The organism is uncultured Pseudomonas sp. (assembly GCF_913774235.1).
GTDB lineage: Bacteria > Pseudomonadota > Gammaproteobacteria > Pseudomonadales > Pseudomonadaceae > Chryseomonas.
Genome location: NZ_CAJYDW010000019.1, coordinates 450021 through 474089, shown reverse-complemented (window position 1 = coordinate 474089; position 24069 = coordinate 450021). Strand labels below are relative to the sequence as shown.

The 24069-nt window shown below is 66.6% G+C and carries 20 protein-coding genes and 1 riboswitch; of the genes, 4 read left to right on the top strand and 16 right to left on the bottom strand.

The window, feature by feature from the left end; translation table 11 throughout:
• The first annotated feature begins 39 nt into the window (after positions 1 to 39).
• Positions 40 to 1566 carry a DHA2 family efflux MFS transporter permease subunit gene (locus QZ471_RS22720; RefSeq protein WP_295468136.1) on the top strand — a complete coding sequence of 509 codons (1527 nt, stop codon included), beginning with the start codon at positions 40 to 42 and terminating at the stop codon, positions 1564 to 1566.
• Positions 1567 to 1574: 8 nt separating this feature from the next.
• Here the strand turns inward: QZ471_RS22720 and QZ471_RS22715 are convergent, their stop codons facing one another.
• From QZ471_RS22715 to QZ471_RS22705, 3 genes are all read right to left on the bottom strand, one after another.
• Positions 1575 to 1958 carry a c-type cytochrome gene (locus QZ471_RS22715; protein ID WP_295468134.1) on the bottom strand — a complete coding sequence of 128 codons (384 nt, stop codon included), beginning with the start codon at positions 1956 to 1958 and terminating at the stop codon, positions 1575 to 1577.
• Complete coding sequence (gene mutM, locus QZ471_RS22710) at positions 1946 to 2758, bottom strand: bifunctional DNA-formamidopyrimidine glycosylase/DNA-(apurinic or apyrimidinic site) lyase (RefSeq protein ID WP_295468132.1); 813 nt, start codon at positions 2756 to 2758, stop codon at positions 1946 to 1948. Before mutM ends, QZ471_RS22715 begins: the two co-directional genes overlap by 13 nt.
• A gap of 250 nt (positions 2759 to 3008) precedes the next feature.
• Positions 3009 to 3833, bottom strand: a complete 825-nt coding sequence (locus tag QZ471_RS22705) for an HDOD domain-containing protein (protein WP_295468311.1) — start codon at positions 3831 to 3833, stop codon at positions 3009 to 3011.
• Between the two features lie 223 nt (positions 3834 to 4056).
• On the opposite strand from QZ471_RS22705, the gene QZ471_RS22700 reads away from it, so the two are divergent.
• The gene (locus QZ471_RS22700; protein ID WP_295468130.1) at positions 4057 to 4596 is read left to right on the top strand and encodes a type 1 glutamine amidotransferase domain-containing protein; all 540 of its coding nucleotides are present in this window, start codon (positions 4057 to 4059) and stop codon (positions 4594 to 4596) included.
• A 301-nt stretch (positions 4597 to 4897) separates the two neighbouring features.
• Here the strand turns inward: QZ471_RS22700 and QZ471_RS22695 are convergent, their stop codons facing one another.
• The 8 genes from QZ471_RS22695 to QZ471_RS22660 all read right to left on the bottom strand — a co-directional run bounded on the left by QZ471_RS22695 (position 4898) and on the right by QZ471_RS22660 (position 13378).
• Positions 4898 to 5488: an LON peptidase substrate-binding domain-containing protein gene (locus QZ471_RS22695; RefSeq protein WP_295468128.1), complete on the bottom strand. Its 591-nt coding sequence runs from the start codon at positions 5486 to 5488 to the stop codon at positions 4898 to 4900.
• 87 nt (positions 5489 to 5575) lie between these two features.
• Positions 5576 to 6283, bottom strand: a complete 708-nt coding sequence (lptE, locus tag QZ471_RS22690; RefSeq protein ID WP_295468126.1) for an LPS assembly lipoprotein LptE — start codon at positions 6281 to 6283, stop codon at positions 5576 to 5578.
• A gap of 85 nt (positions 6284 to 6368) precedes the next feature.
• The gene (parC, locus tag QZ471_RS22685) at positions 6369 to 8621 is read right to left on the bottom strand and encodes a DNA topoisomerase IV subunit A (RefSeq protein ID WP_295468124.1); all 2253 of its coding nucleotides are present in this window, start codon (positions 8619 to 8621) and stop codon (positions 6369 to 6371) included.
• 115 nt (positions 8622 to 8736) lie between these two features.
• Positions 8737 to 10635, bottom strand: coding sequence for a DNA topoisomerase IV subunit B (gene parE, locus QZ471_RS22680; protein ID WP_058788934.1), 1899 nt, complete (start codon positions 10633 to 10635; stop codon positions 8737 to 8739).
• Positions 10636 to 10642: 7 nt separating this feature from the next.
• A complete protein-coding gene (locus QZ471_RS22675; RefSeq protein ID WP_295468121.1) occupies positions 10643 to 11251 on the bottom strand; it encodes a YqiA/YcfP family alpha/beta fold hydrolase in 609 nt (202 codons plus the stop codon).
• A 115-nt stretch (positions 11252 to 11366) separates the two neighbouring features.
• A complete protein-coding gene (gene cpdA, locus QZ471_RS22670) occupies positions 11367 to 12173 on the bottom strand; it encodes a 3',5'-cyclic-AMP phosphodiesterase (RefSeq protein WP_295468119.1) in 807 nt (268 codons plus the stop codon).
• A gap of 138 nt (positions 12174 to 12311) precedes the next feature.
• Complete coding sequence (locus QZ471_RS22665) at positions 12312 to 12767, bottom strand: DUF1249 domain-containing protein (RefSeq protein ID WP_059230096.1); 456 nt, start codon at positions 12765 to 12767, stop codon at positions 12312 to 12314.
• The gene (locus QZ471_RS22660) at positions 12758 to 13378 is read right to left on the bottom strand and encodes an NUDIX domain-containing protein (protein ID WP_295468116.1); all 621 of its coding nucleotides are present in this window, start codon (positions 13376 to 13378) and stop codon (positions 12758 to 12760) included. The genes QZ471_RS22665 and QZ471_RS22660 overlap by 10 nt, the downstream gene beginning before the upstream one ends.
• Before the next feature lie 201 nt (positions 13379 to 13579).
• Between QZ471_RS22660 and QZ471_RS22655 the strand changes: the two genes are divergently transcribed.
• Positions 13580 to 14329 (top strand): RsiV family protein, encoded by a 750-nt coding sequence (locus tag QZ471_RS22655; protein WP_295468114.1) that lies wholly within the window; start codon positions 13580 to 13582, stop codon positions 14327 to 14329.
• A gap of 286 nt (positions 14330 to 14615) precedes the next feature.
• Here QZ471_RS22655 and cytX read toward each other — a convergent pair whose 3' ends face one another.
• Positions 14616 to 15878, bottom strand: a complete 1263-nt coding sequence (gene cytX / locus QZ471_RS22650) for a putative hydroxymethylpyrimidine transporter CytX (protein ID WP_295468112.1) — start codon at positions 15876 to 15878, stop codon at positions 14616 to 14618.
• 204 nt (positions 15879 to 16082) lie between these two features.
• Positions 16083 to 17960, bottom strand: coding sequence for a phosphomethylpyrimidine synthase ThiC (gene thiC, locus QZ471_RS22645; RefSeq protein ID WP_295468110.1), 1878 nt, complete (start codon positions 17958 to 17960; stop codon positions 16083 to 16085).
• 102 nt (positions 17961 to 18062) lie between these two features.
• Positions 18063 to 18189: riboswitch (TPP riboswitch) on the bottom strand.
• A 109-nt stretch (positions 18190 to 18298) separates the two neighbouring features.
• On the opposite strand from thiC, the gene QZ471_RS22640 reads away from it, so the two are divergent.
• Positions 18299 to 19795, top strand: a complete 1497-nt coding sequence (locus QZ471_RS22640) for a TolC family outer membrane protein (RefSeq protein ID WP_295468108.1) — start codon at positions 18299 to 18301, stop codon at positions 19793 to 19795.
• Here the strand turns inward: QZ471_RS22640 and waaA are convergent.
• From waaA to QZ471_RS22625, 3 genes are read right to left on the bottom strand one after another with little or no spacing between them, the layout of a single operon-like run.
• Entirely contained in the window at positions 19741 to 21006 is a 1266-nt protein-coding gene (waaA, locus tag QZ471_RS22635) for a lipid IV(A) 3-deoxy-D-manno-octulosonic acid transferase (protein WP_295468106.1), read from the bottom strand. The genes QZ471_RS22640 and waaA overlap by 55 nt on opposite strands.
• A 48-nt stretch (positions 21007 to 21054) precedes the next feature.
• A complete protein-coding gene (locus QZ471_RS22630; protein WP_295468104.1) occupies positions 21055 to 22839 on the bottom strand; it encodes an IlvD/Edd family dehydratase in 1785 nt (594 codons plus the stop codon).
• A 33-nt stretch (positions 22840 to 22872) separates the two neighbouring features.
• Positions 22873 to 24054 (bottom strand): fumarylacetoacetate hydrolase family protein, encoded by a 1182-nt coding sequence (locus tag QZ471_RS22625; protein WP_295468102.1) that lies wholly within the window; start codon positions 24052 to 24054, stop codon positions 22873 to 22875.
• Positions 24055 to 24069: the final 15 nt, after the last annotated feature.

Below are 24069 nucleotides of genomic sequence, written 5' to 3'. Positions count from 1 at the left end.
CCGCTGAGCCTCCCCGTCCACCCCTTCTGGTAATCCGTCATGAGCGATAACGCCTTTCGCCCGGCGAGCCTGGTGCTCGCCACGGTGGGCCTGTCCCTGGCCACCTTCATGCAGGTGCTCGACACCACCATCGCCAACGTCGCCCTGACCACCATTTCCGGCAACCTCGGGGTGAGTTCGGAACAGGGCACCTGGGTCATCACCGCCTTCGCCGTGAGCAACGCCATCGCCCTGCCGCTGACCGGCTGGATGGCGCGCCGCTTCGGCGAGGTCAAGCTGTTCATGGCCGCCGTGGTGCTGTTCGTCATCACCTCCTTCCTCTGCGGCATCGCCACCTCCATGCCCGAGCTGGTGATCTTCCGCGCCATGCAGGGCTTCGTCGCCGGGCCGCTCTACCCCATGGCCCAGACCCTGCTGCTGGCGATCTTTCCTGCCGCCAAGCGCGGCATGGCTCTGGCGTTGCTGGCCATGGTGACGGTGGTAGCGCCCATCATCGGCCCCATCGCCGGCGGCTGGATCACCGACAACTACAGCTGGCCCTGGATCTTCTTCATCAATGTGCCCATCGGCATCTTCGCCACCCTGGTGGTCTGGAGCCAACTGGGCAAGAAGCCGGAAAAACTGGTGAGCCAGCCCATCGACTACGTCGGACTGATCCTGCTGGTAATCGGCGTCGGTGTGCTGCAGGTGGTGTTGGACAAGGGCAACGACCTGGACTGGTTCGAATCCAACCTGATCTGCCTGGGCGCCGCCGTCTCCGCCGTGGCCCTGACCGCCCTGGTGATCTGGGAGCTGACGGACAAGCACCCCATCATCAACCTGCGGCTGTTCCGCTATCGCAACTTCAGCTTCGGCACCCTGGCCCTGGTACTGGGCTATTCGGGCTTCTTCGGCATCAACCTGCTGCTACCCCAGTGGCTGCAGACCCAGCTCGGCTACACCCCGGTGTGGGCGGGCCTGGCCGCGGCACCCATTGGCATCCTGCCAGTGATGCTCTCTCCGCTGGTGGGCAAGTTCGCGCACAAGACCGACCTGCGGCTGCTGGCCGGGGGCTCCTTCCTGGTGATCGGCGCCTCCTGCTTCATGAGAGCCACCTTCAACAACGAGGTCGACTATCGCCACATCGCCGAGGTGCAGACCTTCATGGGCCTGGGCGTGGCGCTGTTCTTCATGCCCACCACCAGCATCCTGCTGTCCAGCCTCAAGCCTTCGGAACTGGCGGACGGCGGCGGCCTGGCCACCTTCCTGCGGGTCCTGGGCGGCAGCTTCGCGTCCTCCCTGACCACCTGGCTGTGGCAGCGCCGTGCCATCCATCACCACGCCCAGCTGACCGAGGACGTGACCCTCTACAGCCCGGCCACCCAGCACTACCTGGACGCCCTCGGCGGGCCGTCGCAGCAGGCCTATGCCCAGTTGGACAAGGTGGTGGAAAGCCAGGCGTACATGCTCTCCACGGTGGACTACTTCACCCTGCTCGGCTGGATCTTCATGGGGCTGTTCCTGATCATCTGGCTGGCCAAGCCGCCCTTTGCGGCCAAGCCGGGGGCAGGTGGCGGCGACCACTAGAAAAGGCTCTAGGGCGCGCGATGCTGGGTCTGCAGATAGTCGGCGATATCGCCCAGGTCGTCGGCGTCGCCGATGCCCCAGAATCTCATCTTGGTGCCCGGCACCTTCGCCTCGGGATCGCGCAGGAAGGCCGCCAGGGCCTCGCGATCCCAGGCGAAGCCGGCGTTACGCATGGCGTCGGAGTAGTTATAGCCGGCCAGGCTGCCGGCCTGGCGACCGAAGAGGTCGTTGAGCTGGGGCCCGAAGCCCGATTGGGCACCCGGCCCGACGGAATGGCAGTTGTGGCAGCGCCGCAGGAACAGATTGCGGCCATTGTCGGCATCGGCCCAGGCCGCCTCACCGCCCAGCAGCGTCAGCAGGACCACACCGGCCAGGATCTTCACCGCTGGCATTTCCGGCAGTAGACGCTGGCCCGCTGGCCAAGGCGGATCTCCTGCAGGCCGGTGCCGCAGATCTTGCAGAACTCGCCCTTGCGGCCGTAGACGAACAGCTCCTGCTTGAAATAGCCCGGCGCGCCGTCGCCGCCGATGAAGTCGCGCAGGGTGGTGCCGCCACTCTCGATGGAGCGCGCCAACACCTTCTTGATCTCTTCGGCCAGGCGATCGTAGCGCGCCCGGGAAATGCTGCCGGCGGCACGGCGGGGATCGATGCCGGCAGCGAACAGCGCCTCGGCGGCGTAGATATTGCCCACCCCCACCACCACGGCGTTGTCCATGATGAAGGGCTTCACCGCCATGCTGCGCCCACGGGACAACTCGAACAGGCGGCCGCCGTCGAAGGCCGCGGTCAGCGGCTCGGGGCCCAGCTTGCTGAGCAGTACATGGGCATGGGGGTCCTGGGTCCAGAGCAGCGCGCCGAACCGCCGCGGATCGGTATAGCGCAGCGACAGCCCGGACTCCAGTTCGATGTCGACATGCTCGTGCTTGGCCGGCGGCTGGTCGGCCGGTACCAGGCGCAGACTGCCGGACATGCCCAGGTGACCGATCAGGGTGCCGCTCTCGGCGCGGATCAGCAGGTACTTGGCCCGCCGCTCGACGGCCTCGATGCGCTGTCCGGACAGGCGCACGTCCAGGTCCTCGGGCACCGGCCAGCGCAGCCGGGCATCGCGGACGATAACCCGGCGCACACGCTGACCGACGACATGGGGCTCGATGCCCCGGCGGGTGGTTTCGACTTCAGGTAGTTCGGGCATGGAGATCCAGGGGGTTTATTCCAGAGATTTGGCTTAAAAGGCGCCGAGCGAAGGTCAGGCAAGGCGCAACGACCAACGGGAGTAACAGCCGAAGGCTGGCCCGAAGGGTGAGCGCCAGCGAATCAAAACAGCGAGGAAGCGGACCGGGCTCGCGCACGAGTTTACAAAGGTAAATGAGCATTCCGACCGGGCTGGCGAACCAGCTGGTTTTCAACGCCGCATGGCCGAGCGCAGGCCCTTTTAACCAAATCTAGTAATTGATCCGACCGCTGCCCATCTCAAGGATGGTCTCCTTGAGCGACTCGAAGTCGTATTCGGACAACCCCACATGATCCAGCACCCGCGGGGCGATGGCCACCCACTCGCGATCCTCGTCCTGGCCGCCCAGGGCGCGATAGCAGCCACAGATATGCTCGGCCATCTTCAGCAGGGCCAGCAGATTCTTGATCTGGATGTCAGTGGTCGACTCCTCGTCGAACACCGACTGGGCATTGTGGTGGTTGGCGATGGCCTGGCCAACGTGTTCCGGCAGGCGCCAGGAGCGCGAGATGAAATAGCCCACCACGGCATGGTTGGTGTTGTACAGGCGGTTCTCCACGTCCACCACCCGCACCTGTTCGTTGACGCTGGCGTAGGCCTCTTCCAGCACCGCCATGTAGTTGGGGAAGCGCTTGAGCATCAGCGGGATGCCGCAGTTGTGGAACAGTCCCAGGGCATAGGCCTCATCGGGGGTCGGATAACCGGTCTTCTTGGCCAGGCTCAGGCAGGTCTCGGCCACGTCCTGGGCGGTGTCCCAGAAGCGGTTGAGGATGACGATGGTCTCGTCGGTGAGTTCGCCCTTGATCGACTGGGCGTTGATCAGATTGATGACCGACTGGCTGCCCAGCAGATTGACCGCTCGCTGGATGGAAGTGATGCGGTTGCTCAGGCCGAAGTACGGCGAGTTGACCAGCTTGAGCAGGGCACCCGACAGCCCCGGGTCCTGCCCGATCAGGCGGGCGATGACCTTGAGATCGGGGTTCGGCATGATCTGCTCAAGTTGCAGGTCCACCATGATCTGCGGTTGCGGTGGGATGCTGATGCCTTGCAGAGCCTGGCGGATCTGCTCCTCGGTCAGCTGCGGGGAGGCTTGGGACATGGGGACTACTCTGCGATGGATGTCGCAAATTTACTCCGCGGCGTCGCCGGATGCCATCGGGCGCGACGAAGGAACTTCGTCTGCCTCCCAGGAGCCCGAATGAGGAGCGCTGGCACAAGGCTAGCCGAACTCCGAATTTCCGACTCCGAGGTATCTCATCATGGCTGCATCCCTGAACGGCAAGAAAATCGCCATTCTGGTCACCGATGGCTTCGAACAGGCTGAACTTACCGGCCCCAAGCAGGCCTTGGAGCAGGCGGGCGCCCAGACCCACATCATTTCCGCCGAAGCTGGCCAGGTACAGGGCTGGAACCACACCGACCCGGCCGATTCCTTCGCGGTCGACCTGACCTTCGCCGCCGCCAATGCCGGTGACTACGATGCCGTGCTGCTGCCCGGTGGCGTGGTCAATGCCGACACCATCCGCACCGACGCCAAGGCCCAGCAGCTGACCAAGCAGATCGCCGACGCCGGCAAGCCGGTGGCCGTCATCTGCCATGGTGCCTGGCTGCTGATCTCCGCCGGCCTGGTGCAGGGCAAGACCCTGACCAGTTGGCCGTCGCTGACCGATGACCTGCAGAACGCCGGTGCCACCTGGCAGGATCGCGAGGTCATCGTCGACGGCAAACTGGTCAGCAGCCGCAAGCCAGACGACATTCCAGCCTTCAATCGCGAATTCATCAAGCTACTGGCAGGCTGACGCCGAAGAATGGCACTTTGATCTCATAAGACTGAACTCGTGGCAAAGTGCCAGGTCTTAACGAATGCCCCCAAAGCACTTTTAGCCCGCCCTGCCCGGCGGGCTTTCTTTTGCCCGGCGTTTGGCCCGGAGCCTGTTCAGAATCTTGCGAGCTAGAGTCAAACAAGGTGAAAACGCCTGAGGAAGCGGATCGGATCCGCGCTCGGATTTACGTAGAGTAAATGAGCATTCCGACCGGGCTGGCGATCCAGGGTGTTTTCAACGCGGTTTGGCCGACGCTCAGTAGATTGTGAACAGGCTCTTAGGCCTGGAAATCACCTTGCAAATCCACCAGATGACGCTCGATGTCGGCCAGGCGCTGGCCCTGGTCGTCCATGCCCAGCCAGGCAAGCTTGAGGCGGGGCTCGAAGGGCAGCAGATAGGCCAGCTGGCAGCCCAGGGCCTGACGGTCGGCGACCTCTCCGCCCATGTCCAGGCCGGCCACCATGGGATGCTGGGCCAGGGCCACCAGCAGCGCCACTAGATCACCATCGGCATCGCGCAACGGCTGGGGCGCCGCTTCGGGTAGCCACTCCACCTCGCCCACCACCAGATGATCGGCCTGCTCCTCCTGGCTCAGCAGGCGAAACCGCCGCCCGCCTTCGACGCGGATGCCGAGCAGGCCGTTGCTCTGCTGTTGCCAGTCACGGATCAGGGCTTCGCAACCGTAGGCGCCCAGCCGATTGGGTGCTGCACCGGTCTCGCGGCCCTCGAGAATGGTCACCACGCCGAAGCCGGTTCCCTGCTTGAGGCAGCGCCCGAGCATGTCCAGGTAACGGGCCTCGAACAGCTGCAGATCGAGACGGCAGCCAGGAAACAGGGTGGTATTCAGCGGAAACAGGGGGAGCGACATGGAACCTCCGAGGACAACGGGTCCTGCTGGATGGATCGTCGAACGCCACGAGCATTCCCCGCGCGGCGACGCACGGGGAATGCCGGGTCAGAAGCGGTAGACCTCCGCGCCGGTACGGATGGGCACCACGGCCGGCAAGGCCGGCTTGGCCTGGGCCTCTTCCACGAGTTGCTTGGGCTCCTTGCGGACCGTCTCGTTGTCACGCCTGCTGCGCTGGGCCACCTTGGTGAGATCGGTGGCCAGTCGTGCCGCCAATTGCTGCAGCAGCTCACCCTGGGCGCGCACCTGGGCTGCGCGGTCGCCGTCATGACGGGCCTGCAGATGGACCACCTGGGTATCCAGCAGCTTGCCCTGGGCATCGCGCAACTGCCAGCCGGCATCGAGCACGGCCGGCGCGCGGTCGCCCGCATCGAGGCGGGTGACGTTGAGTTCCAGCCGGTACTGGGGCTCGAAGCCTTCCGGCGGTTCGCCCACCACCACCCGGCCGCTGTTCAGGCGACTGGCGAGCTGGCGTTGCAGCAACTGGCGTACGTTGGCATTGAGCGGACCGGCCCAGTGATCGCGGGTGGTCGCCAAGCTGCCATCGGGCTGACGCTCCAGCAGCACGTCACGCTGCAGGTAGTCGGCCAGTTGCAGACTTTCGATCCACACCGCAACGCCCTTGTCCTTGCCGGCCGGCGCCCGGACGTTGCCGCCATCGAGCTGGTAATAATGAGTGGGGCCGAGGCTGGCACAACCACCCAGGCCAGCCAGCACAGCCACCAACGCCAACCTGGCGAGACGCATCCGTTTCATCGAAGATCGCTCTCGACGGGCCCAGTGGCCCTGCGAGTCCTGGTCGAAAAAATCGGGCCTATGCTAGCGGCTGACCGCAGGCGGCTCAAGTTTCCACCTGTAGCGAGTCCACCCGCTGGAAGCCCCGCGGCAGCTTGTTGCCGCGTCGGCCCCGCTCGGCACGATAGTGTTCCAGGTCGCTGCCCTTGAGCGTGTAGGGTCGCTTGCCCGCCTGCAGCGTTAAGGACGCGCCTGCCGGTACCACGGCCAGGTCGACCACGTATTCCTCGCGCTTGGCAACCCGCTCGCCGGGGATGGAGATCAGCTTGTTGCCCTTGCCCTTGGCCAGTTGCGGTAGCTCGCTGATGGCGAACACCAGCAGGCGACCTTCGTTGGTGACCACCGCGATGGAGGTGTCATCCAGGGAAGCCACGGGCTTGGGCGGCAACACCTTGGCACCGTTGGGCAGGCTGATCAGTGCCTTGCCGGCCTTGTTCTTGGCCTGCAGGTCCTCGCCCTTGACCACGAAGCCGTAGCCGGCATCCGAGGCCAGGACATAGAGGCCGCTGTCGTCCGGCAGCAGCAGGCATTCGAAGCTGGCGCCCGGCGGCGGTGTCAGGCGTCCGGTCAGGGGCTCGCCTTGGCCGCGGGCCGAGGGCAGCGAATGGGCGGCCACCGAATAGCTGCGGCCGGTGGAATCGATGAATACCGCGAACTGGTTGGAGCGCCCCAGGGCCGCCGCCTTGAAACCGTCGCCGGCCTTGTAGGACAGCCCGGTCGGGTCGACGTCGTGGCCCTTGGCCTGGCGTACCCAGCCCTTCTCGGAGAGCACCACGGTGACCGGCTCGGTGGGCATCAGCTCGGTTTCGGACAGCGCCTTGGCCTCGGCGCGCTCGACGATGGGCGAGCGACGGTCGTCGCCATAGGTCTCGGCGTCCTTGAGCAGTTCGTCACGGACCAGGCCGCGCAGCTTCTTGTCGCTACCCAGCAGGGTCTGCAGGCGCTTCTGCTCCTTGAGCAGCTCGGCCTGCTCGCCGCGGATCTTCATCTCTTCCAGCCGCGCCAGCTGGCGCAGGCGAGTTTCCAGGATGTAGTCGGCTTGCTCTTCGGAGAGTTCGAAGCGGGCCATCAGCGCCTGCTTGGGATGCTCCTCGGTACGGATGATGTGGATCACCTCGTCCAGGTTGAGGAAGGCGATCAGCAGGCCGTCCAGCAGGTGCAGGCGGCGCTCGACCTTGTCCAAGCGGAATTGCAGCCGGCGGCGCACCGTGCCGATGCGATAGATCAGCCACTCCTGGAGGATCTGCCGCAGGTCCTTGACCTGGGGCTTGCCGTCCAGACCGATGACGTTGAGATTGACCCGGTAGCTGGACTCCAGATCGGTGGTGGCGAACAGGTGCTGCATCAGCTCGTCGGCATCGATACGGTTGGAGCGCGGCACGATGACGATACGGGTCGGATTCTCGTGGTCCGACTCGTCGCGCAGGTCGGCTACCATGGGCAGCTTCTTGGCCTGCATCTGGGCGGCGATCTGTTCCAGCACCTTGGAGCCGGAGACCTGGTGCGGCAGCGCGGTGATGATCACGTCACCATCCTCGCGGCGATAGACGGCGCGCATGCGCACCGAGCCGCGGCCGGTCTCGTAGATCTTGCGCAGGTCGGCGCGCGGCGTGACGATCTCGGCCTCGGTGGGGAAGTCCGGACCGGGCAAGTGTTCGAGCAGTTCCGGTACCCCGGCGATGGGATCGTCCAGCAGGCGAATGCAGGCGGCCGCCACCTCGCGCAGGTTGTGCGGTGGAATGTCGGTGGCCATGCCCACGGCGATGCCGGTGGTGCCGTTGAGCAGCAGGTTGGGCAGCCGCGCCGGCAGCACCGCCGGCTCGTTCAGGGTGCCGTCGAAGTTGGGTACCCAGTCGACGGTGCCCTGCCCCAGTTCGCTGAGCAACACCTCGGAATAGCGTGACAGCCGCGCCTCGGTGTAGCGCATAGCGGCGAAGGACTTGGGATCGTCGGGCGCGCCCCAGTTGCCCTGGCCGTCCACCAGCGGATAGCGGTAGGAGAACGGCTGGGCCATGAGCACCATGGCTTCGTAGCAGGCCGAGTCGCCGTGGGGATGGTACTTACCGAGCACGTCACCGACGGTACGGGCGGATTTCTTGTGCTTGGCGTCGGCGTCCAGGCCCAGCTCGCTCATGGCATAGACGATGCGGCGCTGCACCGGCTTGAGGCCGTCGCCGATGTGCGGCAGGGCGCGGTCCATGATGACGTACATGGAGTAGTTCAGGTACGCCTGCTCGGTGAAGTCGGCCAGCGAGCGGCGTTCGACGCCGTCCAGGCTCAGGTCGAGGGGTGCACTCATGGGAATCCTTTGGTGTTACGTCGGTAATCGGGGTGTCGTGTCCATCGCGGCCATGGGCCGCTCCTACGGCCCCTGTAGGAGCGGCCCATGGCCGCGATAGGCGCAGCCAACATATTTAGAGCAGCACTTCCGCGCGGTCGCCCTTGGACTCCAGCCAGCTCTTGCGGTCGCTGGACCTTTTCTTGGCCAGCAGCATGTCCATCATCTCGAGGGTGCCGGGCACGTCCTCGAGGGTGAGCTGCACCAGGCGGCGGGTGTTGGGGTCCATGGTGGTCTCGCGCAGTTGCAGCGGATTCATCTCGCCGAGACCTTTGAAGCGGGTGACCTGGGGCTTGCCGCGCTTCTTCTCCGCCGCCAGGCGATCGAGGATGCCATCGCGCTCGGCTTCGTCGAGGGCGTAGTGGACCTCCTTGCCGAGGTCGATGCGATACAGCGGCGGCATGGCCACGTAGACGTGACCGGCATCCACCAGCGGGCGGAAGTGCTGCACGAACAGGGCGCACAGCAGGGTGGCGATGTGCAGGCCGTCGGAGTCGGCGTCGGCGAGGATGCAGATCTTGCCGTATCTGAGACCGCTCAGGTCGGCGCTGCCCGGGTCGATGCCGATGGCCACGGCGATGTCGTGCACCTCCTGGCTGCCCAGCACCTCGCTGCCGTCCACTTCCCAGGTGTTCAGGATCTTGCCGCGCAGCGGCATGATGGCCTGGAATTCCTTGCTGCGCGCCTGCTTGGCGCTGCCGCCGGCGGAGTCACCCTCCACCAGGAACAGCTCGGATCTCATCGGGTCCTGGCCGGCGCAATCGGCCAGCTTGCCGGGCAGCGCCGGGCCCTGGGTGATCTTCTTGCGCTCGACCTTCTTGCCCGCCTTGAGGCGGCGGCCGGCGTTGTTGATGGCCAGTTCGGCGATCTGCTGCCCCAGTTCGGGATGGGCGTTGAGCCAGAGGCTGAAGGCATCCTTGACCACCCCGGCGACGAAAGCCGCGGCCTCGCGGGAGGACAGGCGCTCCTTGGTCTGGCCGGAGAACTGCGGCTCCTGCATCTTCATCGAGAGGACGAAGGCGATGCGCTCCCAGACATCTTCCGGCGCCAGCTTGAGCCCGCGCGGCAGCAGGTTGCGGAATTCGCAGAATTCACGGATGGCGTCCAGCAGGCCCTGGCGCAGGCCATTGACGTGGGTGCCGCCCTGGGCAGTGGGGATCAGGTTGACGTAGCTTTCCTGCACCGACTCGCCACCTTCGGGCAGCCAGAACAGTGCCCAGTCCACCGCTTCCCGGGCCGAAGCCAGGCTGCCATGGAAAGGCGCCTCGGGCAGCCGCAGGGCATCGCCCACAGTGTCCACCAGGTAGGATCTCAGGCCGTCTTCGTAGTGCCACTCGCTGCGCTCACCGCTGGCTTCGTCGTGGAAGCTCACGGCCAGGCCCGGGCAGAGCACTGCCTTGGCCTTGAGTACGTGCTTCAGGCGGCTGACGGAGAACTTGGGCGAATCGAAATACTTGGGGTCCGGCCAGAAGTGCACGCTGGTGCCGGTATTGCGCTTGCCGACGCTACCGACCACGGCCAGCTCGCTGGCCTTGAAGCCGTCGGCGAAGGCCATGGCGTATTCGTTGCCTTCCCGCCGGACGCGTACCTCGACGCGGGTCGACAGGGCGTTCACCACGGAGATGCCCACGCCGTGCAGACCACCGGAGAACTGGTAGTTCTTGTTGGAGAACTTACCGCCGGCGTGCAGCTTGGTGAGGATCAGTTCGACGCCGGAGACGCCCTCTTCCGGGTGGATGTCCACTGGCATGCCACGGCCGTCGTCGATCACCTCGAGGGAGTTGTCGGCGTGCAGGATCACCTGCACCGCGCGGGCATGGCCCGCCAGGGCCTCGTCGACGCTGTTGTCGATGACTTCCTGGGCCAGGTGGTTGGGCCGGGAGGTGTCGGTGTACATGCCGGGGCGCTTGCGCACCGGGTCGAGTCCGGAGAGGACTTCGATGGCGTCGGCGTTGTAGGCGTTTTGCGTGGCCATGGGGTCTCTATTCGAAGGTGGTGAAATCCAGGTCGCGCCAGAGCGACGGGGCGAAGCCGGCCAGTTCCAGCAGCAGCGGCAACTGGCGGTGGAAGCCCTGGAAGCCATGGTCGCCGCCCTGCTCGATGCGCAGGGTACAGGCACCGTAGTAACGCTCGGCGTCGCGGTAGTCGAGGGTCTCGTCACCGGTCTGCAGCCAGACGTGAAACCGCTCCGGATCCGCCGGCGCGGCGACTTCCAGTGCCCGCAGGGCCTCGACGTGGGCCTCGGTGAGGGTCCAGGTCTCGCCGGTGTAGTGATTGCGCTGCGGCCCCAGGTAGTGCTCCATGAAGCGCCAGGGGCGGACCGCCGGGTTGATCAGCACGGCCTTGAGCCCGTGGCGCTCGGCCAGGACGGTGGCATAGTAGCCGCCCAGGGAGCTGCCGACCAGCAAGGGGGCGTCCAGCTCGGTCAGTTGGCGCTCCAGCAGGGCGCAGGCGGCGCTGGCGTTGTTGGGCAGCGCGGGAGCCCGCAGCCGATCGGCCAGACCCAGCCGGGTCATGCAGGCGGTCAGCTGCTGCGCCTTGTGGGACGCAGGTGAACTGTTGAAGCCATGGATGTAGAGGATCGACGGCATCGGGCCGCTCCTACTGGATAAAAAAACAGGTAAAAGAGTAACCCGTTTCGACCCCGACACCAAGGTGGCCGACCCGTGTTCGGCCTGGAATCCGTCCGCGCGAGGCGCGCTCGCCTCAATAGCCCGCCGCGTTGTGGTCCACAGTGAACCCGTGCTGTTGCAGGCGCGAGACACCGGTTTCCAGCTCGCCATCGGGCAGCAGCCGCAACCAGCGATAGCCTGGCGCCTGGTCGCCGGCCTTGAAATCCTGGCTGCCCGGCTCGAACTGCAGGCCGGTGGAAGGCGACGCCAGCAGCCGTACCCCGTTGCGCAGCTGATCGAATTCCTGGTGGATATGACCCCAAAGCACCACCCTGACCTGCGGATGGCGATCCAGCACGGCGAACAGCTCGTCCGGGCGATGCAGGCCCAGGGGCTCCATCCAGCCGCAGCCCACGGGCACCGGGTGATGGTGCAGGCAGATCAGCGCCGGCCGCTCGGGCGCGGCAGCCAGGGCCTGGTCCAGGGCAGCGAGTTGCCCCTGCTCCAGTTCGCCGAACACGCAGCCCCGCACGGTGCTGTCGAGCAGGATGAGGCGCCAGGCGCCCAGGTCGGTGACCGTCTCCATGAAATCGCGGTCGCCGCAGGCCTTGGCCATGGGCGCGTTCTCGTCGTGATTGCCCGCCAGCCAGCGCATGGGGGCGCCGAGGGGCTCGGTCAGTTCGCAGAAGCGTTGATAGGAGGCCACCGAGCCGTCCTGGGAGAGGTCACCACTGGCCAGCAGCAGGTCGATGCGTGGCTGTTCCGCCATGACCTGGGCGACGACCTGCCGCAAACTAGCGGCGGTGTCGATGCCCAACAACTTGCCATCCGCCCGGGCGAACAGATGGCTGTCGGTCAATTGGACGACGAGGGGAGCATTGACACTATCCGGCGAACTCACCAAAGCCTCCTAGGCAAAGAGAACAACGAGCGCAGGCAGGGTGCAGAAAAGTTCCCGAAAACTTGCGTGCACAGCTCACATTTTCGCAGTTTGGTTATCGCGATGGAAGATGCGGCTGTCGGCGTTGCGCCTTGGTGCTCACCGCTGCAGGATCGGCTCGGCTTCGTGACCGCAGGCGAGGCAATGGCTGAGCCACTCGCCGAGGAATAGATTGAGCTGGCTCTTCTCGTCCGGCTGGTGCATCGCCTGGTTCGGATAGGGATAGCGCCCGAGCAGGTGCCGGGAGGCGCCGGCCGACACCACTTCCGCCATGCGCGCGTCGTGGTACACCCGCACCTCGAGTTCGGGAACCGGCAGCCAGGGCAGCCCCAGTTCCTGGCGCACCCGCAGCGCCGTCGTGTAGGGACAGGCCTCGGTGACTTCCAGTGCCAGCACCCCCAAGGGGCGCTCGCCCTGCGACAGCATGACGCGCCGTGAGATCACCGCCTCGCGCATCTTGGGCAGAAGCCGCATCAGCCGCACGTAGTTGGCCTCGCACGTGGCCTGCAGGCCCGGCAGGTCAACCCGGTAGCGATCTCGCAGTTTCAGCCCCATAACCCTCTTACCTCGGCGCGATTGAGCGCCAGCCATTGCAGGGCGATGATCGCCGCCGCGTTATTGATTCGACCGTCTCGTACCCCCGCCAGTGCCTCGTCCAGGGACCAGACATGCACGCGAATGTCTTCGCCCTCTTCTTCCAGGCCGTGGACGCCACCGGCCTGGGCGGTGCTGCAGCGCCCCAGGTAAAGATAGACCTGTTCGTTGCTGCCACCGGGCGAGGGGAAGTAGGTGGAGATCGGCCAGAGCGATTGCAAGGTCAGGCCGGCTTCTTCCTCGGCTTCCCGATGAGCGACCGCCTCGACGTCTTCGCCCTGCTTGTCCACCAAGCCAGCCACCGGCTCAAGCAGCCAGGGATGAGCGGTCTTTTCCATGACGCCGACGCGAAACTGCTCGATCAGCACCACCTCGTCGCGCACGGCGTCGTAAGGCAGCACGCAGACGGCATCGGGCCGCACGAAGACCTCGCGCTCCAGTTCCGGCCCCATCCCGCCGGAAAACTGCCGGTGACGCAGCCGGAAACGGGCCATGCGGTAGAAGCCCTGGAAGCAGATCTCGCGACTCAGGATGTCGACGGCGGGCGCCTGGGACTCGTTGGCTTGGTTCATGGACGCTCCAGCGCTGGTGACAGGTAATCAGATCATCCTAGCGCGCCGCCTGCACTCGTGCAGCCCCTGGCGGGACAAGTCGCGAAACGGGCAACAAGCCGGGAATCCTGCGCCCGGTCCTGGCAAACTTATGGCGCCAGACGGGTTCGAAAGCCGTCGCGTCCTGTTTCGCCAAAAAAGGTTTCAACGAAAAGGAATCCCATGCGTATCCGCCCGTTCCTCCTGCTCGCCGCCCTGCTGCTCGGTGGTTGCCAAAGTGTCTTCGGTCCGAATCTCGACAAACCCCTCACGCCGCGCCACCAGGCCTGGGAACACCGGCCCGCCGGCTGCCAGGGCGAAGACTGCCCGCTGGTCAACATCGACTATGTGGAATTCGGCGAACCGGCGCTGGACGCCCTGGTGCAACGCCACCTACTCGGCCTGGCCCGGGCCGAACCGGGTGCGCCCATCCCCGCCTCCCTGGCGAGCTATGAGCATGACTTTCTCGGTAAGGCCCAGCCGCGCTGGAGCAGCTATCTGCAGGCCAAGGTGCGCGAACAGCATGACGGTCTGGTGATCATCGAGTTCTCCAGCTACCTGGCCAATGGCGGCGCCCATGGCCTGGCCGGACGCGACTTCGTCACCTGGGATCGTCATCTGAATCGACAGATCACCCTCGGCGACATGCTGGTCCCCGGGCAGGAAGCCGAGTTCTGGCGGCTGGCGCAGCTGTCCCGCGAGGCCTGGATGCTCAGCAACAATGTCGGCGATGCCGAATTCCGCCAGCAGTGGCCCTTCCTCAAGACCAACAACGTGGCCCTGGACTTCGGCGCCCTGACGCTGAAGTACGACATCGGCAGCATCGCGCCCTACGCCATGGGCCATCCAGAGCTGAAGATCCCCTATCCGAAGCTCAATGGCATTCTCAAGCCCGAGTATTTCCCGGGCCGGGGCAAGGCGCGACAGCCGTAGGAATTGGTCAACCGAAATCATCTGCCGCAATCGGGTTTGATCGCGGCCATGGGCCGCTCCTACAAGAGCATCACGCCCTGTAGGAGCGGCCCATGGCCGCGATTGGCAAAGGTGACCAGCGCCGTAGGAGCGGCCGCATCGGCGGACCGCCATGGCCGCGATACCCCCACCCCAACCCTCCCCCGCACGCGGGAGAGAGGGCCGGTCGGCATTCGGGATAACCTTTCCGCGCTGGATTACAGCTCGCACAGGTTGGGCTGAACACCGCGAAGCCCAATAGCTCGGCCTATACCCGCTTCAAGCCCAATACCGCCTGCGCAGTCCCCGCCACCACGATGGCTGGCAGGGTCGCGCCCCAGGCCGGCAGCAGCGTCGGCAGCAGGTGGTAGACGGCCACGCCCAAGGCCCAGGCGATCAGGGACTCCAGGCGCAGCGCCTTCACCTGCGCGGGTGCCCGGCGGCGGCGCAGCAGGAAATGATCCACCAGCACCACACCGAACAGCGGGGCGAACACCGAGCCGATCAGCAGCAGGAAGTGCTCGTACTGGGCCAGGGGCACCAAGAGCGCCAGCAGGGTGCAGAGGATGCCGATGGCCAGGGTCAGCTGCCAGATTTTTACCTGGGCGAGGATGCCGGTGGCGACCGCCGCCGAGTGATAGGCGGCGAAGGCGTTTTCCGACTCGTCCAGCAGGATCAGCAGCAGCGGCAGCCCCAGGCCGGCCACGGCCAGGGCGCGCAGCAGGGCGTCGGCTTCACCACCGCTGGCGAAGGCCAGGGTGTAGGCGAAGCCCAGGCCCATCAGCCAGAGGTTGCCGCAGAAGTAGCCCAGCATGACGCCGCGACCGGCGCTGCGGCCGGTACGGGCGAAACGGGTGTAGTCGGCGATCACCGGCAGCCAGGACAGCGGCATGGCCACCACCAGGTCGAAGCCCAGGGCCTGGGTCAGGGAGCCGTCGCCGGGACGCTGCCAGAGCGCGGTCAGGTCGGCACGCAGGATTAGATCCAGGGTCAGCCAGGTGCAGGCGGCGAGCAGCAGCCAGATGCCCCAGCGGCTGAGAAAGCGGCGAACAAAGGTCAAGGGACCGGCCACCGCCAGCGCCGTGGCCAGGGCGCCGAAGACCAGGGTCCAGAGGACGGGCGAGGCCCAACTCTGCAGGCCCCAGCTGCCCAGCAGCACGCTGGCCGCTTCGCGCATCACCACCAGTTCGAAGGCGCCCCAGCCGATCAGTTGGGTGATGTTGAGCACCGCCGGCAACAGCGCCCCGCGCTGGCCGAGGCTCTGCCCCAGGGCGGTCATGCCGGCGAGGCCGGTGTCGCTGCCCACCAGGCCGGCGGCCGCCAGCAGCAGCACCCCGACGAGGGTGCCGAGCACCAGTACCAGCAGGCCATCGGCCAGGCCCAGTCCGGGCGCCAGCAGGGCGCCGGCCTGGGCGACCATGAGGCCGATGCCGAGGGAGAACCAGAGGGTGAAGAGGTCACGCCCGCCGAGGACGCGGCGCTCCGCTGGTACGGGGACGGTGGGGGTATAGAGGCCGGGGGCCTGAGCCATGATGAATCTCGTGCAAGAGGGATTAGGGAAAATGGAGGTCAGCGCGAGACGGCACTCTCGAGCCCGCTACCTCGGGCTCGGGGTGGTCCTGTCAGGCCGCGCCCAGCCTACCGAGGAAACAGCGGCGGCTTCATCCTTGAAGCTCGCCGATACATGAAAGCGCGGGACGCGGCTGGGCCTGTACCTGCCCGGCCAACAGCGGCATCAGACCTGCTTGTAGATGACGCCGCCTTCGTCCTTGAAGCGCGCCGCCTGTTCCTGGAAGCCGGCCTCGATGGCCTTCTGCTCGTCGGTCAGGCCGTTTTCCTTGGCGTAGTCACGGACTTCCTGGGTGATCTTCATGGAGCAGAACTTGGGTCCGCACATGGAGCAGAAGTGCGCCACCTTGGCCGAGTCCTTAGGCAGAGTCTCGTCGTGGAAGGCGCGCGCCGTGTCCGGGTCCAGGCCCAGGTTGAACTGGTCTTCCCAGCGGAATTCGAAACGCGCCTTGGACAGGGCGTTGTCGCGGATCTGGGCGCCCGGATGCCCCTTGGCCAGGTCGGCGGCATGGGCGGCGATCTTGTAGGTGATGATGCCGGTCTTGACGTCGTCCTTGTTGGGCAGGCCGAGGTGCTCCTTGGGCGTCACGTAGCAGAGCATGGCACAGCCGAACCAGCCGATCATGGCAGCGCCGATGCCGCTGGTGATGTGGTCGTAGCCGGGGGCGATGTCGGTGGTCAGCGGGCCGAGGGTATAGAACGGCGCCTCGTCGCAGCACTCCAGCTGCTTGTCCATGTTCTCCTTGATCAGTTGCATGGGTACGTGGCCCGGGCCTTCGATCATGGTCTGGACGTCATGCTTCCAGGCGATCTTGGTCAGCTCGCCGAGGGTTTCCAGCTCACCGAACTGGGCGGCGTCGTTGGCATCGGCGATGGAGCCCGGGCGCAGGCCGTCACCCAGGGAGAAGCTCACGTCGTAGGCCTGCATGATCTCGCAGATGTCTTCGAAGTGGGTGTAGAGGAAGTTCTCCTTATGATGCGCCAGGCACCACTTGGCCATGATGGAGCCGCCGCGGGAGACGATGCCGGTGACACGCTTGGCGGTCAGGGGCACGTAGTGCAGGCGCACCCCGGCGTGGATGGTGAAGTAGTCCACGCCCTGCTCCGCCTGCTCGATGAGGGTGTCGCGGAACAGCTCCCAGGTCAGTTCCTCGGCGACGCCGCCGACCTTTTCCAGGGCCTGGTAGATGGGCACGGTGCCGATCGGGACCGGCGAGTTGCGGATGATCCACTCGCGGGTCTCGTGGATGTGCTTGCCGGTGGACAGGTCCATCACGGTATCGGCGCCCCAGCGGATGCCCCAGGTCAGCTTTTCCACCTCTTCTTCGATGGAGGAGCCCAGGGCGCTGTTGCCGATGTTGCCGTTGATCTTCACCAGGAAGTTGCGGCCGATGATCATCGGCTCCAGCTCCAGGTGGTTGATGTTGGCCGGAATGATGGCGCGGCCACGGGCCACCTCGTCGCGGACGAACTCCGGGGTGATCTCCTGGGGGATGCTGGCGCCGAAACTCTGGCCACGGTGCTGGTTGCCGAGCAGGCCGGCGGCGCGGGCCTCCTGCAGCTTCATGTTCTCGCGAATGGCGATGTATTCCATCTCCGGGGTGACGATGCCCTGGCGGGCATAGTGCATCTGGGAGACGTTGCGCCCGGCCTTGGCCCGCCGCGGCTGGCGCGCCAGGTCGAATCTCAGGGCGGCGAGACTCGGATCGGCCAGGCGCGCCTGGCCGAATTCGGAGGACAGCCCGGCCAGCAGCTCGGTGTCGCCGCGCTCTTCGATCCAGCGCGAACGTACGTCCGGCAGGCCCTTGCGCAGGTCGATGCGAGCCGCCGGGTCGGTGTAGGGGCCGGAGGTGTCATAGACGAACACCGGAGCGTTCTTCTCGCCGCCAAAGGCGGTGGGGGTGTCGGCAAGGGAAATTTCCCGCACCGGCACGCGGATGTCGGGACGCGAGCCGGCCAGATAGACCTTGCGCGAATTGGGCAGCGGCTGGGTGGACTGGCGGTCGACGCGGGTGAAGTCGGTGACGTTGTTCTGCTTGTTCATCGAGGCTCTCCTGGTGGGCGCGTTGCCGAGGGAAGAACCTGGACGAAGGGTGGGCACGCAAGAAGAGGCAAGCCCGGACGGATGGCGACCACGGAATAAGGCTGCGGACGCCCTCTTGTTCCCTACGCAGGTTGACGCACCGCCATGCGACGCGCCTAGCCTGATCAGGTTCAACGGGATCCGGGACTACCCGATCTCAGCGCCTCGTAGCGCACCCCGACAAGAACGCGGCCAGTGTAAACCCAGAGCAGCAGAAACTTCGACCGCTATTTCTTCTCCTATGGCGGATTCGGACGAAGTCCCTACACTGGGGCGGTCCCTCAAGGAAGGCTCCAATAATGCGACTATTCCTGCTGCTCGCGGCGCTCTGCAGCGCTGCCGGCCTGGCCCAGGCCCAGGTGGCCGGCAGCGGCCTGCTCGACGTCTATCGCGAGGCGCTGGACAACAACGCCGACCTCGCCGCCGAGCGCGCCGGGCTCGGCGCCCAGCGTGAGGCGGTACCTCAGGCGCGCGCCGGTCTGTTGCCGCAACTCGGCCTCGGCGCCCAGTTCAACGACACCCACACCAGCCTGCAGCTCAAGGACAACCCGGCGCTGGGCGTCCAGGGTGGCCGCTACGATAGCGATCGGAGCAGCCAGCTGATCCAGGCCACCCTCAGCCAGCCGCTGTTCCGCGCCGACCGCTGGTTCCAGCTCAAGGCCGCCCAGGCCGCCACCGAGCAGGCCGAGCTGCAATTCTCCGCCGCCCAGCAGCAACTCATCCTGCAGACCGCCGAGGGCTATTTCAGCGCCCTGCGTGCCCAGGACGCCCTGGCCACCGCCCGCGCCGAGGAAAAGGCGCTGTACCGCCAGCTGGACCAGTCTCGCGAGCGCTACAAGGTCGGCCTGACCGATGACACCGACGTGCTCCAGGCCCAGGCCAGTTTCGACAACGCCCAGGCCAACCGCTCCCAGAGCGAGCAGCAGGTGGCCGACGCCTTCCAGGCCCTGACCCGGCTGACCGATCGCGACTACGGCAGCATCGCCGGCATCCGCCACGACCTGCCGATCCTGCCGCCGCAACCCAACGATGCACGGCTGTGGGTGGACACCGCCATGCGCCAGAATCTGCAGCTGCTCGCCGCCGGCCAGGGCGTCAACGCCGCCCAGGAGACCCTGCGCCAGCGCCGTGCCGGGCACCTGCCGACGGTGGATGCGGTGGCGCGCTACAGCCACAGCGACAACGATGCGGTGAATCTGCCCAACGCCGAGCAGCTGTCCCTGTTCGGCAGCCCGGTCAACAGCCGCAGCATCGGCATCCAGGTGGAGGTGCCGCTGTACAGCGGCGGCGCCACCAGCTCCCAGGCGCGCCAGGCCTATCAGCAACTGGACCAGAGCGAACAGCGCCAGGAGAGTCTGCGCCGCCAAGTGGTGCAGAACACCCGCAACGCCCACCGCGCGATCAACACCGACATCGAGCAGGTGCGCGCCCGGCGGCTGTCCATCGCCTCCAGCCAGCGCGCCCTGAGAGCCACCGAGATCGCCTACCAAGTGGGCAGCCGCACCATCGTCGACGTGCTCGACGCCCAGCGGCTGCTGTACAACGCCGTGCGCCAGTACAACGACGCCCGCTACAACTACATCCTGGACAATCTGAGACTCAAGCAGGCGGCCGGCACCCTGGCGCCCAACGACCTGCTGGCGCTGTCCGGCTATCTCGATCCCCACTACGACCCGGATCGCGACTTCCTGCCGCCGGACCTGGCCAAGACTCGCGCCGACGTGCTCCCGGCGCGCTCGGCTCAGGGGGTGAGCAATTTATCCAGTCCGGAGAGCAGGCGCTCCAGCGCGCCCTGATTGGCGGCCAGCACCGCCAGGCCCGCCTGCCGGCGCCGCGCGACCTCCGCCGGCGCGGCCCAGAGGCGGGCCACGGCGGCAGCGATGGCCGGGGCTTCCGCCACGGTTTCCAGGGCGCCGGCGTCGCGCAGCTGGGCGACGATGTCGAGAAAGTTGAACACGTGGGGACCGCTGAGCACCGGCACGCCGAGGGCGGCCGGCTCCAGCGGATTGTGACCACCCCGCTCGATCAGACTGCCGCCGACGAAGGCGACGTCCGCCAGGGCGTAGAGAAACAGCAATTCGCCCATGGTGTCGCCCAGCAGCACCTGGGTATGCGGCTGCACCGCCTCTCCCGTCGAGCGCTGCACCACGCCGAAACCTTCACCCCGCACCTCGGCCAATACGTCGGGAAAGCGTTCGGGATGACGCGGCACCAGGATCAGCAGCGCATCGGGGCGCGCGGCCAGCAGTTGGCGATGGGCCTGGAGCAGGATCTCGTCTTCGCCGGCATGGGTACTGGCGGCGATCCATACCGGGCGCCGGCCCCAGCTCTGGCGCAGCGCAGCGGCGCGGACCGGCAGCTCGGGGTCGATGCGCAGGTCGAACTTGATGGAGCCAGTCACCGAGACGCGCTCGGCGCGGGCGCCGAGGGCACGGAAGCGCTCGGCTTCCACCGGCGTCTGCACCGCCAGCCAGGCCAGCTCCGCCAGCATCGGCCCGGTCACCCCGCCCAGTTTGCCGTAGCCGCGGGCGGAACGCTCGGACAGCCGACCGTTGGCCAGGGCGATGGGAATGTCGCGCCGCGCCGCCTGGTGGATGAGGTTGGGCCAGAGTTCGGTTTCCATCACCACCCCCAGTCGCGGCCTTAGCCGGTCGAGGAAGCGCCCGGCCAGCCAGGGCAGATCGTAGGGCAGGTAGCAGTGGTGGACGTCATCACCGAACAGGGCGCGAATGCGCTCCGAGCCGGTGGGCGTCATGCAGGTCACGGTGATCGGCAGGTCGGGATGGCGCTGGCGCAGGGCGCGGATCACCGGCGCGGCGGCGATGCTCTCCCCTACCGACACCGCATGCACCCAGATGCCGCCGGGCGGCACCGCAGGCAAGCCCAACGCCAGGCGCTCGCCGATGCGGTGTCTATAGGCGGGAGCCTTGCGTCCGCGCCAGAGCAGGCGCAGGAGGATGAAGGGCAAGGCCAGGGTGAAGATCAGGGTATAGAGGGTAAGATTCATGGCGGCAGAGCTTAATGAAGCAGGGCCGCCAGTGCGAGCCCGTTCAACCTAGTGAGAATGCCGCGGCACCCCGCCTTCGCGAGCGATCACCTTCAGGTGCAGGGTCGCCGGCTCCAGGCAGCCGCCGGTGGAGAGCTGGCCCACCAGTTGCCGGTAGAGCTCCTGCCAGGGGGTCTGGGACGGCGGCAGGTTGGGTGTCCACTCGGCGCGGCGGCGCTCCAGTTCGGCGGGGTCGAGCAGCACATCGACGCGGCGGGCATTGAGGTCCACGCGCAGGCGATCATTGGTCTGGAGCAGCGCCAGGCCACCGCCCACCGCCGCCTCGGGTGACATGTTTAGGATCGAGGGGCTGGCAGAGGTGCCGCTCTGGCGACCGTCGCCCAGGCACGGCAGGGAGTCGATACCCTTCTTGATCAGGGCCGCCGGTGGCGCCATGTTGACCACCTCGGCGCTGCCCGGATAACCCACCGGGCCGGCACCGCGGATCACCAGGATGCAGCGCTCGTCGATGTCCAGCGCCGGATCGTCGATGCGTGCGTGATAGTCCTCCGGGCCTTCGAAGACGATGGCCCGCGCCTCGAAGCTGTTTTCCTTGCCGGGTTCGGCCAGGTAGGTCTGGCGAAAGGCCTCGCCCACTACCGACATCTTCATGATGGCACTATCGAAGAAGTTGCCGCTGAGCACCATGAAGCCGGCACGGTGCTTGAGCGGTGCCTCATAGGGCTGGATTACCGCCGGGTCGGCGCTGGCGGCGCCTTCGGCGATGGCACCGATGGTGCGACCGGAGACGGTCAGGCAGTCGCCGTGCAGGCGACCGGCCTTGAGCAGTTCGTGGAGCACCGCCGGCACCCCGCCAGCACGATGGAAGCCCTCGCCCAGGTATTTGCCGGCCGGCATGCAGTTGGCCAGCAGCGGGATGTCTTCGCCCAGGCGCTGCCAGTCGTCCAGCGATAGCTCGATACCCATGTGGCGGGCGATGGCGATCAGGTGCGGCGGACAGTTGCTGGAGGCGCCCAGGGCCGAGGCCACCACGATGGCGTTCTCGAAGGCCTCGCGGGTCATGATCTGCGAGGGGCGGACATCGTCCAGCACCAGCTGGCAGATGCGCTTGCCGGTGGCATAGGCCATCTGGCCGCGTTCACGGTAAGGCGCGGGGATGCTGGCGCAACCGGGCAGCGACATGCCCAGGGTCTCGGCCAGGGCATTCATCGACAGGGCCGTGCCCATGGTGTTGCAGTGACCCACCGAGGGCGAGGCGGCGGTGGTCAGGGCCATGAAGCCCTCGTAGTCGATCTCGCCGGTCGCCAGCAGGTTGCGCGCGTGCCAGAGCACCGTGCCGGAGCCGATCAGCTCGCCCTTGAAGTGCCCGTCGAGCATGGGTCCGCCGGACAGTACGATGGCCGGCAGGTCGGTGGTGGCCGCGGCCATCAGGCAGGCCGGGGTGGTCTTGTCGCAGCCGGTGGTGAGCACCACGCCATCCAACGGGAAGCCATGGAGGATCTCTACCAGGCCGAGGTAGGCCAGGTTGCGATCCAGGGCTGCGGTGGGCCGGCGACTCTGCTCGGCGATGGGGTGCACCGGGAATTCCATGGGGATGCCACCGGCGTCGCGGATGCCGGCCTTGACCCGCTGGGCCAGTTCCAGGTGGTGGCGATTGCAGGGGGTGAGATCGCTGCCGGTCTGGGCGATGCCGATGATGGGGCGGCCGGACTGGAGTTCGTCGCGGGTCAGGCCGTAGTTCATGTAGCGCTCGACATAGAGCGCGGTCATGTCGGCGTGGGCAGGGTCGTCGAACCAGAGCTGGCTGCGCAGCGGGCGTTTGGCGGAAGTCATGATGGTCTCTAGTTGTTATTAGGAAAGAAAGGATCAGCGACCCAGCAGGCCACGGGCGGCCAGGTTGTGCATCAGGGCGCCGAGGCCGAAGCGCCAGGGCGGGGCTTGGTCGCTGGTGGTCACCCGGTTGTGCAGGGTACCCAGCAAGGGGCTGGCGATGCTCACCCGGTCACCCACCTTGTGGGTGAAGCCACCACCGGGTGCGTCACGGTCCTGGGTCGGGGCGAACAGGGTGCCGAGAAACAGCACGAAGCCGTCGGGATACTGGTGGTTGGCATTGAGGGTCTGGGCGGCGAGATCGGCGGGATCGCGACTGATCTGCGCCATGGAGCTGCTGCCCTGGAGTCGGAAGCCGTCTTCGCCCTGGACTTCCAGGGTCACCACGCACTGGCGGACCCGGTCGAGATCGAAGGTCTCGTCGAACAGGCGGATGAAGGGGCCCAGGGCGCAGGAGGCGTTGTTGTCCTTGGCCTTGCTCAGCAGCAGGGCGCTGCGGCCCTCGATGTCGCGCAGGTTGACGTCATTGCCCAGGGTGGCGCCATGGATGCGGCCGCGGCTGTCCGCCACCAGCACCACCTCGGGCTCGGGATTGTTCCACTGGGAGACGGGATGGATGCCGATGGCGCTGCCCGTGCCGACCGCGGCCAGCACCGGCGCCTTGGTGAAGATCTCGGCGTCCGGGCCGATGCCCACCTCTAGGTATTGCGACCACAGGCCCTGCTCGATCAGCAGCGTCTTGAGCGCCTGGGCACGGGGACTGCCCGGCTCCAGGCCCTGCAGGTCCATGCCGATCACCGCCTGCACCTGCTCACGAATGGCCGCGGCGCGCCCGGCATCGCCGCCGGCCTGCTCTTCGATCACTCGCTCCAGCATGCTGGCGGCGAAGGTCACCCCGGCGGCCTTGATCACCTGCAGATCGGCGGGCGGCAACAGGTGCAGGCGGGTCGGATCGGCTTGTTCGCCACTGTTGGCCAGCAACTCTTCAAGGCTGCCGAGGTAGCGCCCGGGGGTGTCGCGCAGGGCCTGCAGCGGCGCCTCTTCTTCGAACAGGGCGCTGAGGGTGGCGAAACGCTGGGAGACGTCGAAGACGCCATCTTCGCGCAACACCACGGGCGAGGGTCCGGCCAGCGGGCCGGGCACCCAGGCGCGGCCCACCAGGGTGCCGGCCAGGCCGTCGATGGGAAGGGTGTTGGCGGGCGAGAGACGAAGGGACATGGGCAGGACTCCGGA

Coding starts and splice junctions, on each gene's coding strand:
- QZ471_RS22720 (WP_295468136.1), top strand. CDS start 40: ATGAGCGATAACGCCTTTCGCCCGGCGAGCCTGGTGCTCGCCACGGTG.
- QZ471_RS22715 (WP_295468134.1), bottom strand. CDS start 1,958: ATGCCAGCGGTGAAGATCCTGGCCGGTGTGGTCCTGCTGACGCTGCTG.
- mutM (WP_295468132.1), bottom strand. CDS start 2,758: ATGCCCGAACTACCTGAAGTCGAAACCACCCGCCGGGGCATCGAGCCC.
- QZ471_RS22700 (WP_295468130.1), top strand. CDS start 4,057: ATGGCTGCATCCCTGAACGGCAAGAAAATCGCCATTCTGGTCACCGAT.
- QZ471_RS22695 (WP_295468128.1), bottom strand. CDS start 5,488: ATGTCGCTCCCCCTGTTTCCGCTGAATACCACCCTGTTTCCTGGCTGC.
- lptE (WP_295468126.1), bottom strand. CDS start 6,283: ATGAAACGGATGCGTCTCGCCAGGTTGGCGTTGGTGGCTGTGCTGGCT.
- parC (WP_295468124.1), bottom strand. CDS start 8,621: ATGAGTGCACCCCTCGACCTGAGCCTGGACGGCGTCGAACGCCGCTCG.
- parE (WP_058788934.1), bottom strand. CDS start 10,635: ATGGCCACGCAAAACGCCTACAACGCCGACGCCATCGAAGTCCTCTCC.
- QZ471_RS22675 (WP_295468121.1), bottom strand. CDS start 11,251: ATGCCGTCGATCCTCTACATCCATGGCTTCAACAGTTCACCTGCGTCC.
- QZ471_RS22665 (WP_059230096.1), bottom strand. CDS start 12,767: ATGGGGCTGAAACTGCGAGATCGCTACCGGGTTGACCTGCCGGGCCTG.
- QZ471_RS22660 (WP_295468116.1), bottom strand. CDS start 13,378: ATGAACCAAGCCAACGAGTCCCAGGCGCCCGCCGTCGACATCCTGAGT.
- QZ471_RS22655 (WP_295468114.1), top strand. CDS start 13,580: ATGCGTATCCGCCCGTTCCTCCTGCTCGCCGCCCTGCTGCTCGGTGGT.
- cytX (WP_295468112.1), bottom strand. CDS start 15,878: ATGGCTCAGGCCCCCGGCCTCTATACCCCCACCGTCCCCGTACCAGCG.
- thiC (WP_295468110.1), bottom strand. CDS start 17,960: ATGAACAAGCAGAACAACGTCACCGACTTCACCCGCGTCGACCGCCAG.
- QZ471_RS22640 (WP_295468108.1), top strand. CDS start 18,299: ATGCGACTATTCCTGCTGCTCGCGGCGCTCTGCAGCGCTGCCGGCCTG.
- waaA (WP_295468106.1), bottom strand. CDS start 21,006: ATGAATCTTACCCTCTATACCCTGATCTTCACCCTGGCCTTGCCCTTC.
- QZ471_RS22630 (WP_295468104.1), bottom strand. CDS start 22,839: ATGACTTCCGCCAAACGCCCGCTGCGCAGCCAGCTCTGGTTCGACGAC.
- QZ471_RS22625 (WP_295468102.1), bottom strand. CDS start 24,054: ATGTCCCTTCGTCTCTCGCCCGCCAACACCCTTCCCATCGACGGCCTG.